Below are 13,537 nucleotides of genomic sequence, written 5' to 3' on the forward strand. Positions count from 1 at the left end.
CCTTGACATCACCGTACGTTGCGTTAACCGTCAAACGTCCGCCCGTTGGGGGTGTACAGGGGGTGTACGGATGCTGCACGGGGGGTGACACCCGTTTGGGGCGTCAATCTCCATGAAAACAAGGTAAATGCAGCCCAGCGACTCACCCGCCCGAAACAGTTTGTATGTCAGGGCGCCCAGGTCAGAAAATTGTGGATCATGCGCAGGCCGATATCCTGGCTCTTCTCCGGATGGAACTGCATCCCCAGCATCGTGTCCCGCCCGACAACGGCGGTGACATCTCCGCCATATTCCACATGGGCGAGCCGCATGGCGGGGTCCGCCACCTCGAAGTGATAGGAGTGCACGAAATAGGTATGATCGCCCGTCGCCACCCCTTCAAACACAGGGTGTTGCGCCTCCAGAACAAGGTCGTTCCACCCCATATGCGGCACCTTCAAAGCCGTGTCTGACGGTTTGATCGGCACAACTTCACCGTCGACCCAGCCCAATCCGGGCGTGTCGCTGTATTCCCGCCCCCATGCGGCCATCAACTGCATGCCAACGCAGATGCCCAGAAAAGGTCTGCCTTTGTTTTCAACGGCTTCGACAAGTGCTTCATACACGCCCGAGCCACGCAAAGCCGCTGCACATGCGGGAAAGGCCCCGTCGCCGGGCAGCACGATCCGGTCGGCCTTGGCCACCACATCCGCGTCCGAAGTGACAACGACCATGCCCGCATCCGCCTCGCGCGCCATGCGCTCAAACGCCTTTTCGGCCGAGTGCAGGTTACCGCTCTCGTAGTCGATCAGGACCGTCAGGCTCATAGGCTGCCCTTGGTCGACGGGATGGCGTCCGCCATACGCGGATCGACCTCAAGGGCCACGCGCAAGGCACGGGCCACGGCTTTGAAGGCCGCCTCGGCGATGTGGTGGCTGTTGATCCCGTGCAGCATGTCCACATGCAGCGTGATGCCGCCATGGGTGCTGAGCGCCTGGAAGAATTCGCGCACCAATTCGGTGTCGAACGTGCCGATCTTGGGCGTCGGCAGGTCCACGTTCCACACAAGGAAAGGCCGTCCCGACAGGTCCAGTGCTGCCCGGACAAGGGCGTCATCCATGGGCAACAGGCAGGACCCGTAGCGCTGGATTCCCTTCTTGTTTCCAACGGCTTGACCGAGCGCCTGTCCAATGGCGATGCCCACATCCTCGACCGTGTGATGGTCGTCGATATGCAGGTCCCCCTTGCAACGCACGGTCATGTCGATCAGCGCGTGGCGCGCCAGCTGATCCAGCATGTGGTCGAAGAACCCGACGCCCGTGTCATTGTCATATTGACCGGTGCCATCCAGGTTGAGCGAGACCGAGATATCGGTTTCGGCGGTGGTGCGGGTAAGGGTGGTGCTGCGCATCACGCGGCCTCCTGCCTAGGGTGTTCGCGTGCCTCTATAGGCGGGCAGGACAGCGCCGCCAAGGGGCGGACCATCACGCTTGCAGGCACCTGTGCAGACGTGCCACTACAGGGATATGCACCGCAGTTGCCCAAGGCCATGCCCATGACCACTTGTGTCTTCATCCAGATCCGCTGCCGCCCCGGTTCCACCTACAAGGTCGCCGAAGAGATTGCGCTGCGCGAAATCCATTCCGAGCTTTATTCGACCTCGGGTGATTATGACCTGTTGATGAAGGTCTACATTCCCGAAGGGCAGGATGTCGGAAAATACATCAATGATGAGTTGCTGGATATCGATGGCATCGAACGATCGCTGACAACGATGACTTTCAAGGTGTTCTGAAAAACGGGTCCGATTGTCAGATGGCATCAAGCATTTAGGGCGCTCCTGCCACATCGCCAGAGGGCAAGCGATCAGTTGTATTTGGTCGCTATCACTGAGTGTTGCTTGGCCAGATGCCGTTTCGACCATCACCTAAGAAACAAAAAAGACCGCCAAGCGGCGGCCTTTTTGACACTCCCATCTGGGAGGATATTGGAGCGGGCGAGGCGATTCGAACGCCCGACCCTAACCTTGGCAAGGTTATGCTCTACCCCTGAGCTACGCCCGCTTCCTTGGGTGAGGCGTGGAATACTTTTACCCGCCTCGCGCTGCAAGAGGAAAATGGACAAGATTGCAAAAAATTTGCGAACAGGCGACGGAAGGCCGATGACCTTGCGTTCAAGCCATATGATCTGCCACTCACGCGTCATAATAGCGGTCCTTGCTCTGCTTTCGGTCTGTGGTTTTCCTTTGGCGACCGAAGCACATGATGGGCCGCATAGTCCCGCGATGATGGCTCGGGTCGAGCGGGCAGTCATGGCGGGGGCCCAAGTGGACATACGCCTGACCCTCACGGGGTTGGGTGGTCCATTGGTCCTTGAGGCGATAGCCGTGCCGGGGGCATCCGCGCAGTTTGATGAGCCAGTTACCGTCAGCTTTGCACAGGACGTTACGGTGAATGCGATCCTGACATTCGCCGCGCCGCCTCAAGGTTCAATCACCCTGATCCTCGATTTTGGCGTTGCAGGGCAGGGTGCGGTCACCGTCATTCCTTCACTTGTTCAGAACACGCTCAGCAGAAAGGATCTCTGATGAACTTCAGCCTGTCCGCCGCGAAATCAATGACGCTTGCCTTTGCAATTGTCCTCGGGTGTGCTGTCTCTGGCGATGCAGAGCCGCGATTGAGACATCATGTGAACGTTGGGATCGAGCTGGTTGGTTCCGCGCTTTTCTCAGCCGCTGCTATCGTCGAAACGCAGGTCGAGACACTGCTTTAGGCGCGTTGGATCAGGTCCCAGCGGTTGCCAAAGGGGTCACGAAAGACCGCCACGCTTCCGTATGCCTCGTGCCGCGGTTCTTCTTCGAAGATGATCCCGCGTGCCATCAGCCGCGCATGGTCTTGCGCAAAATCATCCGAGTGCAGAAACAACCAGACCCGTCCGCCACCTTGGGCGCCGATGCTGGCGATTTGCTCTGCTCCGTCCGCCCGGGCTATGATGATGGAGGTCTGCGCACCGGGTGCGCGCACTTCGACCCAGCGTTTGCGCCTTTGGTCGATGTCGGCCACCAGTTCGAAGCCCAGCGTACCACAGAAAAAGTCCAGGCCTGCTTCGTAATCCGGGACGAGGATGGAGAAGGATTGGATGTGCATGTGTGTACCGGGTTTGTCTGTCGCGCGCAGGCGGGGTGAGCCTCATCTAAGCCTGATCCGGGGAAGCTGCAATTGTGGGTTCAAACTCACCAGACTTCATGGCGACGTGAAAGAAGAAGCGAGCATTCTTGCATGTGCGGGTTCGAGCAGCCATGAGCACGCGATTTCCCATGCAAGTGCTGCCCGTTTGATGATGGGGGTCTGTGCTTCTGACCAGGTGGCCGTGTCAAAGAGAGGATGATCGCGACGTGCTTCATCCCAATCAATCAACGTGACCGTGCCGTCGGTGTCCGTCAGGATGTTGTTCGGGTTGAGGTCGCCATGCACATGGGTGGTTTCGAGGCTGATTGCCGACCAGGCTGCCCTGAGTTGGACAACCAGATCCGGTGGCATTTCGGCCAGGTCGATGTCACCCCCGGACTGTGCGGTTAGAAGATCGCGTGCGGATGCAAACCCGTCACGTTGGGGCAGGTCAGCGGCAGTGCTGTGAAGGTGTGTGATCTTGTCGGCAATTGCCTTTGGAGGTGTGGGGCCTCCCGCGCAGAACGGTTCGCATATCCAGCCATCAACCACGAAGGTGTTGAGGCTTGACCGAAGAGGCGCGGGCACTTTCAGTCCGCAAACTTCGGCATGGCGTGCCACAGGCAGGAGCCACCCAATGGCTGCCTCTGACCGCCGCGTTGATTTGAGCACGTGCTGCCCGACCCGCAGCACTGCGTTGCGATGCCCGCCCGGCAGGGGCACAGGTTGCCCTGTCAGCCCCCATGCGCCGAGCGGTGGGGTCACTCCAACTCGACCAGCAGATCCTTGGCGTCGATCTGGCCCCCGGCCGAGATGTGTACGGCTTTGACAACCGCGTCGCGCTCAGCATGGATGCCGGTTTCCATTTTCATGGCTTCAATGGTCAGAAGCAGGTCGCCTTCGCACACTTCCTGGCCTGCCGTAACACCAACGCTGGCGACGACACCGGGCATCGGGGCACCCACGTGACCTGCATTGCCATCTTCCGCCTTGGGACGGGACACGGTTTGGGACTTTACCAGACGGTTTGGTACGCGGATCGTGCGCGGTTGGCCGTTGAGTTCGAAGAACACGCGCACTTCGCCGTCTTCGTTGGTTTCCCCAACAGCCTGCAAGCGGATTTCGAGCGTCTTGCCCGGATCGATTTCCGCCGTGATCTCGTCGCCGGGCTGCATGCCGTAGAAGAAAGTCTTGGTTGGCAGGGTTCGAACGGGACCGTATGTGCGGTGACGGCCCATGTAGTCTAGAAACACCTTGGGATACATCAGGTAGCCCGACAGATCCTCATCATCGATGACCTTGCCTTCAAGTTGGCCGGACAGGTCGGTACGCGTGTCTTCAAGGTCGACGGGGGGCACATCCGCGCCGGGGCGTGCCGTGTTGGGTTCCTCGCCCTTGAGCACCTTTTGCTGGATGCCATGCGGGAAACCGCCCGGAGGTTGGCCCAGGTTGCCGCGCATCATGTCCACGACGCTGTCGGGAAAGGCGACCTCTTTGTCTGGATCCTCGACCTCGTCGCGGGTCAGCCCTTGGGACACCATCATCAGGGCCATGTCGCCGACCACTTTGGACGACGGCGTGACCTTGACGATGTCGCCGAACATTTGGTTCACATCCGCATAGGTGCGGGCGACCTCGTGCCAGCGCTCCTCCAGCCCGAGGCTGCGGGCCTGTGCCTTGAGGTTGGTGAATTGACCGCCCGGCATCTCGTGCAGATACACCTCGGACGAGGGTGCCTGCATACCGCTTTCAAACGCCGTGTAGTGCGCGCGGACAGCTTCCCAGTAATCCGAGATGTCACGGACCGCGTCGATGTCAAGGCCAGTGTCGCGGTCGGTGTGTTGCAGCGCTTCGACGACCGTGCCGAGCGTGGCCTGAGATGTGTTGCCCGACAGCGCATCCATGGCACAATCGACAGCGTCCACGCCGGCCTCGGCTGCGGCGAGGATCGTCGCAACGGCCACGCCAGCCGTGTCATGTGTGTGGAAGTGGATCGGCAGACCAACCTCTTGTTTCAGAGCGCGGATCAGTTGCGTGGCGGCGGTTGGTTTCAAGAGGCCCGCCATGTCCTTCAGCCCCAGCACGTGGGCACCTGCGTCTTTCAACTGGTTGCCCATATCCACGTAGTACTTGAGGTCATACTTGGCCCGATCCGGGTCCATGATGTCGCCGGTGTAGCAGATCGTGCCTTCGCAGATCTTGTTCTGCTCTTGCACTGCATCCATGGCGACGCGCATGTTTTCGACCCAGTTGAGACTGTCGAAGACGCGGAAAACGTCGATGCCCGTGTCGGCTGCAACGCGCACAAACTCCTGCACCACATTGTCGGGGTAGTTGGTGTAGCCCACACCGTTGGCCCCGCGCAGCAGCATCTGTGTCATCAGGTTGGGCATACGCTCGCGCAAGTCGCGCAGGCGTTGCCACGGGCATTCCTGCAGGAAACGGTAGGCCACGTCGAAGGTCGCACCACCCCAGCATTCCATGGAGAACAGCTGTGGCAGGTTGGCGGCATAGGCGGGTGCCACTTTGATCATGTCGTAGCTGCGCATGCGGGTGGCGAGCAGAGACTGGTGCCCGTCGCGCATCGTGGTGTCGGTGATCAGCAGTTGCTGTTGCGATTTCATCCAGTCCGCGACGGCCTGCGGGCCCTTTTGTTCGAGCAGGTTGCGCGAGCCCATCTGGTGAGACGGGTCGGCCTGCAGCGATGGCGGCTTGGGGTCCCTAATGTCCGTGCGAGGGCGAGGGCGGTCTTTGACCTCTGGGTGTCCGTTCACAGTAATGTCGGCGATATAGGTCAGCACCTTGGTGCCGCGGTCGCGACGGCGCGGGAATTGGAACAGTTCGGGTGTCTCGTCGATGAACTTGGTTGTGTATTCATTCGACAGGAAGGTCGGGTGTTTCAGCAGGTTTTCGACAAAGGCGATGTTGGTGGACACCCCCCGGATGCGGAATTCGCGCAGGGCGCGGTCCATGCGGGCGATGGCGATCTCGGGCGTTGGGCCTTTGGACGTCACCTTGGTCAGTAGACTATCGTAGTAGCGGGTGATGACGCCGCCCGCATAGGCCGTGCCGCCATCCAAACGGATGCCCATGCCCGTGGCCGAGCGGTAGGCAGTGATGCGGCCATAGTCGGGGATGAAGTTGTTTTGCGGGTCCTCAGTGGTCACACGGGTCTGTAACGCGTGCCCGGTCAGGACGATGTCCTTCTGGCTGGCCTTACCGGTCGCCTCGTCAATCGGCTTGCCCTCGGCGATCAGGATCTGGGCGCGGACAATGTCGATGCCGGTAACCTCCTCGGTCACGGTGTGTTCGACCTGCACGCGGGGGTTCACTTCGATGAAGTAGAACTTGCTGGTTTCCATATCCATCAGGAACTCAACAGTGCCTGCGCATTCGTAGTTCACGTGTTTGCAGATCTTGTAGCCAAGCTGGCAAATCTCATCGCGCTGCGCGTCAGTCAGGTAGGGTGCGGGCGCGCGTTCTACGACTTTCTGGTTGCGGCGCTGGACAGAACAATCGCGTTCAAAGAGGTGGTACATGCCACCATGCTTGTCGCCGAGAATCTGCACCTCGACGTGCCGGGCGCGGGTGATCATTTTTTCCAGGTAGCCTTCGCCGTTGCCAAAGGCAGCCTCGGCTTCGCGACGGCCTTCGAGGACCTTTTCCTCGACCTCATCCTCGCCAAAGATCGGGCGCATGCCGCGGCCGCCACCGCCCCACGATGCCTTGAGCATCAGGGGGTAGCCGACCTCTTTGGCCTCTTTGCGGATCGCATCCATATCGTCGCCAAGTACTTCCGTGGCAGGGATGACGGGCACACCAGCCTCAACTGCAACGCGGCGGGCGCTGGCCTTGTCGCCCAAGGCGCGCATGGTTTCGGATTTGGGGCCGATGAAAGTGATGCCGTTTTTCTCGCAGGCGTCTACGAAATCGGGGTTTTCCGACAAAAGGCCGTAGCCGGGGTGAATCGCGTCCGCCCCACTTTCGCGGGCGACGCGGATCATTTCGTCAATGCTGAGATAGGCGGCGACGGGGCCGAGGCCTTCGCCGATGCGGTAGGCTTCGTCCGCCTTGAAGCGGTGCAGGCCCAACTTGTCCTCTTCGGCAAAGACGGCGACCGTCTTTTTGCCCATCTCGTTCGCGGCCCGCATGATGCGGATGGCGATCTCACCCCGGTTTGCGATGAGGATTTTCTTGAAGTCGGGCATGTAAGTTCCCCCCGGGGCCGTATTTTGCAGTCGCGGCATTCTCTATGACGTTTACGTGACGCAAACAATACGTGGTTGTGGGTAGATGGCCCTGCAGGAGAAAAGGTGCCCGGCGTGGCCGATGGAGCAGCTGACCTAGTCGCCGGCATTTGTTTGAACAAAAACTGCACTCTCATTGTCACGCAAAAAGAGGCAGGTCACTGACCTGGATGTTTGCCAATACGCCATGCGGAGTTTGCCGACGGTCGGCTTGTGCTGGAAGGTTCTAGCTGTGCAAAAACGGTTTGGGCAGGTCCTGAAGCGCGCGCGCTCCAAGCTGCCCCATGTTGGCCTTCAAGTCTTCGGACAGAATGTGGGTCAGATGATCGATCCCGTCGGGTCCAAGGGCGGCCAGTGCATAGTGCCAACCTCGGCCCAGCATGACGAAATCCGCACCCGATGCCATGGCCCGAAGTATGTCCAATCCACCCTCGATCCCGCTGTCGAAGATGATGGGCAGGCGTGTCGCGCGTCGGACGGCTGGAAGCACTTCGATTGTGGCAGGGGCGGCATCGAATTGCCGACCGGCATGGTTCGAGACCCAGATGGCATCGACGCCAAGCCCTTGGAGCCGTTCGGCATCCGTGCCGCGCATCACCCCCTTGACCACGAAAGGCCCATCCCAGGCATCCCGCAGCCATGACACATAGTCCCAGTCTGGCGACGTGCGCAGCAGGTATCCGACATGTGCCGTGACGGGTAGGTTCTTGGTCGCTGCAGTGGCATAGGCATCCAGCATCCGCATATGCGGCATGCCCTTGCGCGCCATCGCCATGGCCCATGCTGGCCGCATGGCGACCTGCGCCATAAGGCGCGGGGTCAGGCGGGGTGGGTTGGTAATGCCGGATCGTGTTTGCCGTTCGCGCCGGGACGCGACGGGTACATCGACCGTCAGCACCAATGTTTTGAACCCGGCGGTACGGGCGCGGTCCAGCATGTCCTTGCGAATGCCTTCGTCACGTGGGGGGTACATCTGGAACCAGGCGTCCTTGCCCAGAACAGGGGCGACATCCTCCGGAGAAGCGGCGGCGACCGTGGACAGAGTGTAGGGGATGCCCAGACGTGCCGCACCTTGCGCCAGATGGCGTTCCGCATCAGGCCACATCAGGCCTGACATGCCGACCGGGGCGATGCCAAAGGGCAGGGGGCGCTGCTGTCCCAAAAGGGTCGTTGAAAGATCGGCGTCGAATTCGCCATGCAGAATGGATGGAAGCAGTCCCACACGGTCAAGCGCCGTGCGATTGCGGCGGCGCGTGGCCTCGTCGCCCGTGCCGCTGTCCAGATACTCCCAAACGAATTTCGGGATTCGCTGTTGCGCGCGGGCGCGCAGGTCGCTGAGGGCGGGATAGCGGCTGTTCAGATCCATGCGCGCGACTATGGACATGGGGGTGCGGCGCTGCAAGCCGTTGAATTCACGCATGCTCTGCCTGTTGGAGCCTCCGAACTGCGGTTTTGAAAGCGGTTAAGAGCGATGGAACATCGCGTGAACATCGGTCTTTTCCTTTGAGTGCGGGCGCGATACATTGCGGCATGAGCAGTTTTGATGATCTTGACGCCTTTGAAGGGGCCTCTCTGTCCGCACGCGCCATGGCAGCGCGCCCGCAGCCTTATCTGGACGGCCTCAATCCGGCGCAGCGCGCGGCGGTCGAGAAGCTGGATGGCCCTGTGCTGATGCTGGCGGGCGCGGGTACAGGCAAAACCCGGGCGCTGACTGCGCGGATCGTGCATCTGTTGAACACCGGGCGGGCGCGTCCGAACGAGATCCTGGCCGTCACCTTTACCAACAAGGCAGCGCGCGAAATGAAAAATCGCGTGGGCCAGATGCTTGGGCAGCCGATTGAGGGTATGCCGTGGATGGGCACGTTCCACGCAATTTGCGTGAAGCTGCTGCGCCGTCATGCCGAACTTGTGGGCCTCAAATCGAATTTCACAATTCTGGACACAGACGATCAGATCCGCCTTTTGAAGCAGCTGGTTCAGGCGGCCAATATCGATGACAAGCGCTGGCCTGCGCGCCAGTTGGCCAGCATCATCGACGGGTGGAAAAACCGCGCTCTGACACCTGACAAAGTGCCCGCCGCGGATGCGGGGGCCTACAATCACAAGGGCGTTGATCTTTATGCCCAGTATCAGCGCCGTCTGGTCGAGCTGAATGCCTGCGACTTCGGCGACCTGCTTTTGCATATGGTCACCATCTTTCAGGCTCACCTGGATATTCTGCAACAATATCAACGCTGGTTCGCGTTTATTCTTGTGGACGAGTACCAGGATACCAACGTCGCCCAGTACCTGTGGCTGCGGCTGTTGGCGCAGGGGCACAAGAACATCTGTTGTGTTGGTGATGACGACCAGTCGATCTATGGCTGGCGTGGGGCCGAGGTGGGCAACATCCTGCGGTTTGAAAAGGATTTTTCCGGCGCGCATGTGGTGCGGCTGGAACAGAACTATCGCTCGACTCCGCATATCCTAGCGGCGGCGTCCGGTGTCATTGATGGCAACGAAAACCGTCTGGGCAAGACGCTGTGGACCGACAAGGACGAGGGCGAGAAAGTGCGCCTGATCGGTCACTGGGACGGCGAGGAAGAAGCACGCTGGATCGGGGAAGAGATTGAGGCGGCGCAGAACGGCACACGAGGTGTGCGTCCTATGTCATTGGAAGACATGGCTATTCTGGTCCGTGCCTCGCATCAGATGCGGGCGTTTGAGGATCGGTTCCTGACCATCGGTTTGCCCTATCGCGTCATTGGCGGCCCGCGCTTTTATGAGCGGATGGAGATCCGGGATGCGATGGCCTATTTCCGGGTTGTCGTCTCGCCCGATGATGATCTGGCCTTTGAGCGGATCGTGAACACGCCCAAACGCGGTTTGGGGGACAAGGCGCAGCAGACCATTCAGATCACGGCGCGGGCCAATGGTGTGCCATTGGTGGAAGGAGCGCGGTTGGCCGTTGAGCAGGGGTTGATCAAGGGCAAGGGCGGCAAGGAATTGGGCGCGCTTGTGGATGGGATTGCCCGCTGGAATTCCAAGCTGCGGGGACCGCGCATTGAAGTGGCGCAGGATGATTCAGTGATTGATGAGGGGGTGGCTCCGCTGCGTGTCGAATATGGTCCGCCGCCGGTGAGCCATATCGAGTTGGCCGAGATCATTCTGGATGAAAGCGGCTACACTGCCCATTGGCAGAATGACAAGACACCCGAAGCGCCCGGCCGATTGGAGAACTTGAAGGAGCTGGTGAAAGCCCTTGAATCCTTTGAGAATTTGCAAGGCTTTCTTGAGCACGTTTCGCTGGTCATGGACAACGCCAGCGAGGATGCCGAGGCGAAGGTGTCGATCATGACGCTGCACGCCGCCAAGGGTTTGGAATTCCCGCAAGTGTTCCTACCGGGGTGGGAGGACGGGCTGTTTCCGTCGCAACGGTCGATGGATGAAAGTGGGATCAAGGGCCTCGAAGAAGAACGCCGCCTGGCCTATGTCGGGATCACCCGTGCGGAAGAGGTTTGCACCATATCCTTTGCGGCCAACCGGAGGGTGTTTGGTCAGTGGCAATCATCCATGCCATCACGCTTTGTCGATGAACTGCCCGAGGATCATGTGGATGTGCTGACGCCACCGGGCCTATATGGGGGTGGCTTTGGTGCTGCAGCCCCAAATATGGGGGGTGAGTCGCGGTTGCATCAGGCGGCGGCGGACGCGAATGTCTACAACTCGCCCGGCTGGAAGCGGCTGCAGGCGCGGGCCGGTGAGCGGCCCATGAGCCAACCCAAGGAAAGCCGGAACACGGTCATTGATCTGAACGCGGTGTCGGCTTTCACCATGGGGGAGCGGGTGTTTCACCAGAAGTTCGGTTACGGCGTCATCATCGGGATCGAGGGTGACAAGCTGGAAGTGGAGTTCGAGAAGGCGGGCACGAAGAAGGTTGTTTCGCGCTTTATATCCGGCACGGATGACATTCCGTTTTAGAGGTGTGGGGCGGCGCGGTTAACGCGCCGTGCGGTCCTTTCAATCTGGTAAACTGCGCGTTTTTCGCTGGAAACTGCACATTTTGATCCCTCTAAAACCCGGTGTTTTGGTGGCGTTTTTGCCAAACTGCACATTTTGGGGCCGAAACTGCGTGTTTTGCTTGGCCGGACCGCGTTAACGATCCGGTCATTCTTGCACGTTGTTTACGTTTGCGCGGAGGGCTTAACTATTTTGAAAGCCTTGCCGTCGGGCGGCTCTGTTTGCTGGCGCAAAGGCGCCCGCCCGCCGACCCGGTTCGCGATCATGTGTGGCAGCTTGTCCGGGTTGCGCATTGTGTACATCCAGCAGATCTGGCCCTGGCTGTTCAATGCCACAGTGAACAGTGTTTCAGCCCGACCGTTTTCGGTCATCAGCAGCGCGGGGTGGCCATTTGCGGTGACCGGTGTAGGCGCGAGGACACCGGCATGTTTCAGCGTGACCGCGTGCGAGACCAGAACAATATCATCCGGGCCGATGAGCGGGCGGCGGGCCGCGCGGGCCTTGGCCCCGCCATCCGAGATCGCGATGGCGTCTTCGGCCAGATATGATTTGGCGGCGTCGAGATCATTGCTGACGATGGCGGCGAGAAAGCCGCTGATCTGCGCGGCCCGCTTGCCCGCCGGTTGTGTCAGGTCCGGGGAGGATTGTGCGACGCGACGGTGGGCGCGGCTGACCAGTTGGCGACAGGCGGCTTCGGATTTGCCCAACGTCTGTGCGATGTCGTCATAGGATGCATCGAACGCCTCGCGCAGGACAAATGCGGCGCGTTCGCTGGTGGGCAGCGTGTCCATCATCCAGAGCAGCGCCAGTTCACAGTCCTGCGCTTGGGCAAAGCTGTCTTCGGGCGTGTTTTCATCCACGATCAGGGGTTCGGGCAACCATGGCCCCACATAGGATTCGCGCCGGGTCTTGGCCCGCCGGAGGCTGTCGATGGCAACCCGTGTTGCAGCGGTGCGCAGCCATGCGGCGGGCGTCCGAATGGCTGTATGATCCGCCGCCGCCCATTTGAACCACGTGTCCTGAACCGCGTCTTCGGCGGCGGCACGTTCGCCGAGCATGCGGTAGCACAGGGCCGTGAGCATCGGCCGCTGTGCTTCGAATTGGTCGGTCCACGTCATGCAGCAACCGGGTGGGTGAGCGTGATGGACGTGCCGTTCACATCCAGCCGTTGGCACAGTTTGCCGTGACCCATGCCGCGCTTGAGTACGGGGTAGGCGCGGGTGAACGCAGCGGCAAAGGACGCTGCAACAACGGCGCGCGGGCCATGCGTCGTTTCGATCCGGGCGCGCAGCGCGTCAAGGGTTTCGTCGCCCCGGATCGCGGCCCAGGCAAACTGGTAGCCGAGGCCGAAGTCACCTGCCGCATCGGGCGCGCCGTTCAGGCTTGCCTGGATGTCTGCCGCACGTGCGCCATGGGCCAGGGCCATATCGACGGTTAGTTGCGCGCAGGGTCCACAATCGCCCTCGACAGCGGAGCCGACCATGGCCCCCATCCGAACATGATGTGCGGATTTGGGGCCAGCATAGGCGCTGACCTTTTGAAACAGGGTCAGGCGCAGACCTGCGCGCGGGTCGGTGTCGATCAAGTCGTGCATGTACTGTGTATTGTAGTTGAACTGCTTGCCAAAGCGGCGGGCGCCGGAATGAAGAAATGCGCGGATCATGAGGTTTGCTCCTTGGGTTGCATTGAGAAAGCGATTGCAAGGCTTGTCCAGACCGGAAGCTGGATGCCCAACAGGTTGACGAGGGTGATCATGTCAAAGGCAAAGTCGCGGTTGGCCCATATCGCGAGGTGATAGAGGGCGTGCAGCGCGGGCCAGCCCAGCCCGACAATCAGGACATCGCGTGACCGTGTGCGTGCGGCGTGCAAGATGGCGAGCCCACTGACGCCAAACACCAATGCAATGTCGCGGATGAAATGAAGGTTGAACGGACCCATGGCTGCAACACCCGGAGTGTTGGCGTACCAGAACTGCGGCTGCGTCCACATCAGGACGCCCGAGGCCAAATAATAGATCCCTGCGATCCAGAGAACACGCACCATGCGACTGTATCCTTGCCGTTGTCATGATGATGACGTGGCAGGTCGGGTGTGTGTGACATCTCCGAACGAGTTTCTTGAATGTGGAAACAAAAAAGCGGCGGT

The 13,537-nt window shown here is 60.4% G+C and carries 13 protein-coding genes and 1 tRNA gene; 4 read left to right on the forward strand and 10 right to left on the reverse strand.

Translation table 11 applies throughout. The features are described 5' to 3' along the window. Nucleotides 1-167: 167 nt before the first annotated feature. The gene (hisH, locus tag Q1A51_RS07730; protein ID WP_299597803.1) at nt 168-806 is read right to left on the reverse strand and encodes an imidazole glycerol phosphate synthase subunit HisH; all 639 of its coding nucleotides are present in this window, start codon (nt 804-806) and stop codon (nt 168-170) included. Beyond that, entirely contained in the window at nt 803-1,390 is a 588-nt protein-coding gene (gene hisB, locus Q1A51_RS07735) for an imidazoleglycerol-phosphate dehydratase HisB (protein WP_299597800.1), read from the reverse strand. Before hisB ends, hisH begins: the two co-directional genes overlap by 4 nt. A 144-nt stretch (nt 1,391-1,534) precedes the next feature. Between hisB and Q1A51_RS07740 the strand changes: the two genes are divergently transcribed. Further along, nucleotides 1,535-1,774 (forward strand): Lrp/AsnC ligand binding domain-containing protein, encoded by a 240-nt coding sequence (locus Q1A51_RS07740; protein ID WP_299200866.1) that lies wholly within the window; start codon nt 1,535-1,537, stop codon nt 1,772-1,774. A gap of 193 nt (nt 1,775-1,967) precedes the next feature. Here the strand turns inward: Q1A51_RS07740 and Q1A51_RS07745 are convergent. After that, nucleotides 1,968-2,042, reverse strand: a tRNA-Gly gene (locus Q1A51_RS07745). A gap of 98 nt (nt 2,043-2,140) precedes the next feature. Between Q1A51_RS07745 and Q1A51_RS07750 the strand changes: the two genes are divergently transcribed. Further along, nucleotides 2,141-2,566, forward strand: a complete 426-nt coding sequence (locus Q1A51_RS07750; RefSeq protein WP_299597797.1) for a hypothetical protein — start codon at nt 2,141-2,143, stop codon at nt 2,564-2,566. Continuing rightward, nucleotides 2,566-2,751 (forward strand): hypothetical protein, encoded by a 186-nt coding sequence (locus Q1A51_RS07755; protein ID WP_299597794.1) that lies wholly within the window; start codon nt 2,566-2,568, stop codon nt 2,749-2,751. The genes Q1A51_RS07750 and Q1A51_RS07755 overlap by 1 nt, the downstream gene beginning before the upstream one ends. Here the strand turns inward: Q1A51_RS07755 and Q1A51_RS07760 are convergent. From Q1A51_RS07760 to Q1A51_RS07775, 4 genes are all read right to left on the reverse strand, one after another. After that, nucleotides 2,748-3,125, reverse strand: coding sequence for a VOC family protein (locus tag Q1A51_RS07760; RefSeq protein WP_299597791.1), 378 nt, complete (start codon nt 3,123-3,125; stop codon nt 2,748-2,750). The two genes, Q1A51_RS07755 and Q1A51_RS07760, sit on opposite strands and share 4 nt — an antisense overlap. Before the next feature lie 96 nt (nt 3,126-3,221). Beyond that, complete coding sequence (locus Q1A51_RS07765) at nt 3,222-3,911, reverse strand: phosphotransferase (RefSeq protein WP_299597788.1); 690 nt, start codon at nt 3,909-3,911, stop codon at nt 3,222-3,224. Continuing rightward, on the reverse strand, nt 3,908-7,354 hold the full coding sequence (locus tag Q1A51_RS07770) for a pyruvate carboxylase (protein WP_299597785.1): 3,447 nt from the start codon (nt 7,352-7,354) through the stop codon (nt 3,908-3,910). The genes Q1A51_RS07765 and Q1A51_RS07770 overlap by 4 nt, the downstream gene beginning before the upstream one ends. A 265-nt stretch (nt 7,355-7,619) precedes the next feature. Then, on the reverse strand, nt 7,620-8,759 hold the full coding sequence (locus tag Q1A51_RS07775) for an alpha-hydroxy acid oxidase (protein WP_299599653.1): 1,140 nt from the start codon (nt 8,757-8,759) through the stop codon (nt 7,620-7,622). Between the two features lie 164 nt (nt 8,760-8,923). On the opposite strand from Q1A51_RS07775, the gene Q1A51_RS07780 reads away from it, so the two are divergent. Further along, nucleotides 8,924-11,353, forward strand: a complete 2,430-nt coding sequence (locus tag Q1A51_RS07780; RefSeq protein ID WP_299597782.1) for an ATP-dependent helicase — start codon at nt 8,924-8,926, stop codon at nt 11,351-11,353. 203 nt (nt 11,354-11,556) lie between these two features. Here Q1A51_RS07780 and sigJ read toward each other — a convergent pair whose 3' ends face one another. From sigJ to Q1A51_RS07795, 3 genes are read right to left on the reverse strand one after another with little or no spacing between them, the layout of a single operon-like run. Further along, on the reverse strand, nt 11,557-12,510 hold the full coding sequence (gene sigJ / locus Q1A51_RS07785) for an RNA polymerase sigma factor SigJ (protein ID WP_299597779.1): 954 nt from the start codon (nt 12,508-12,510) through the stop codon (nt 11,557-11,559). Beyond that, nucleotides 12,507-13,055: a hypothetical protein gene (locus Q1A51_RS07790; protein ID WP_299597776.1), complete on the reverse strand. Its 549-nt coding sequence runs from the start codon at nt 13,053-13,055 to the stop codon at nt 12,507-12,509. Before Q1A51_RS07790 ends, sigJ begins: the two co-directional genes overlap by 4 nt. Then, complete coding sequence (locus tag Q1A51_RS07795; protein WP_299597773.1) at nt 13,052-13,435, reverse strand: hypothetical protein; 384 nt, start codon at nt 13,433-13,435, stop codon at nt 13,052-13,054. The genes Q1A51_RS07790 and Q1A51_RS07795 overlap by 4 nt, the downstream gene beginning before the upstream one ends. Nucleotides 13,436-13,537: the final 102 nt, after the last annotated feature.

It is taken from the genome of uncultured Tateyamaria sp. (assembly GCF_947496075.1).
GTDB lineage: Bacteria > Pseudomonadota > Alphaproteobacteria > Rhodobacterales > Rhodobacteraceae > Tateyamaria.

What these genes read in the sequence shown, in the direction of transcription:
- Q1A51_RS07755 (WP_299597794.1), top strand. Translation starts at nt 2,566, where the DNA reads ATGAACTTCAGCCTGTCCGCCGCGAAATCAATGACGCTTGCCTTTGCA.
- Q1A51_RS07770 (WP_299597785.1), bottom strand. Translation starts at nt 7,354, where the DNA reads ATGCCCGACTTCAAGAAAATCCTCATCGCAAACCGGGGTGAGATCGCC.
- Q1A51_RS07760 (WP_299597791.1), bottom strand. Translation starts at nt 3,125, where the DNA reads ATGCACATCCAATCCTTCTCCATCCTCGTCCCGGATTACGAAGCAGGC.
- Q1A51_RS07775 (WP_299599653.1), bottom strand. Translation starts at nt 8,759, where the DNA reads ATGGATCTGAACAGCCGCTATCCCGCCCTCAGCGACCTGCGCGCCCGC.
- Q1A51_RS07750 (WP_299597797.1), top strand. Translation starts at nt 2,141, where the DNA reads ATGACCTTGCGTTCAAGCCATATGATCTGCCACTCACGCGTCATAATA.
- hisB (WP_299597800.1), bottom strand. Translation starts at nt 1,390, where the DNA reads ATGCGCAGCACCACCCTTACCCGCACCACCGCCGAAACCGATATCTCG.
- Q1A51_RS07795 (WP_299597773.1), bottom strand. Translation starts at nt 13,435, where the DNA reads ATGGTGCGTGTTCTCTGGATCGCAGGGATCTATTATTTGGCCTCGGGC.
- Q1A51_RS07780 (WP_299597782.1), top strand. Translation starts at nt 8,924, where the DNA reads ATGAGCAGTTTTGATGATCTTGACGCCTTTGAAGGGGCCTCTCTGTCC.
- Q1A51_RS07740 (WP_299200866.1), top strand. Translation starts at nt 1,535, where the DNA reads ATGACCACTTGTGTCTTCATCCAGATCCGCTGCCGCCCCGGTTCCACC.
- sigJ (WP_299597779.1), bottom strand. Translation starts at nt 12,510, where the DNA reads ATGACGTGGACCGACCAATTCGAAGCACAGCGGCCGATGCTCACGGCC.
- Q1A51_RS07790 (WP_299597776.1), bottom strand. Translation starts at nt 13,055, where the DNA reads ATGATCCGCGCATTTCTTCATTCCGGCGCCCGCCGCTTTGGCAAGCAG.
- hisH (WP_299597803.1), bottom strand. Translation starts at nt 806, where the DNA reads ATGAGCCTGACGGTCCTGATCGACTACGAGAGCGGTAACCTGCACTCG.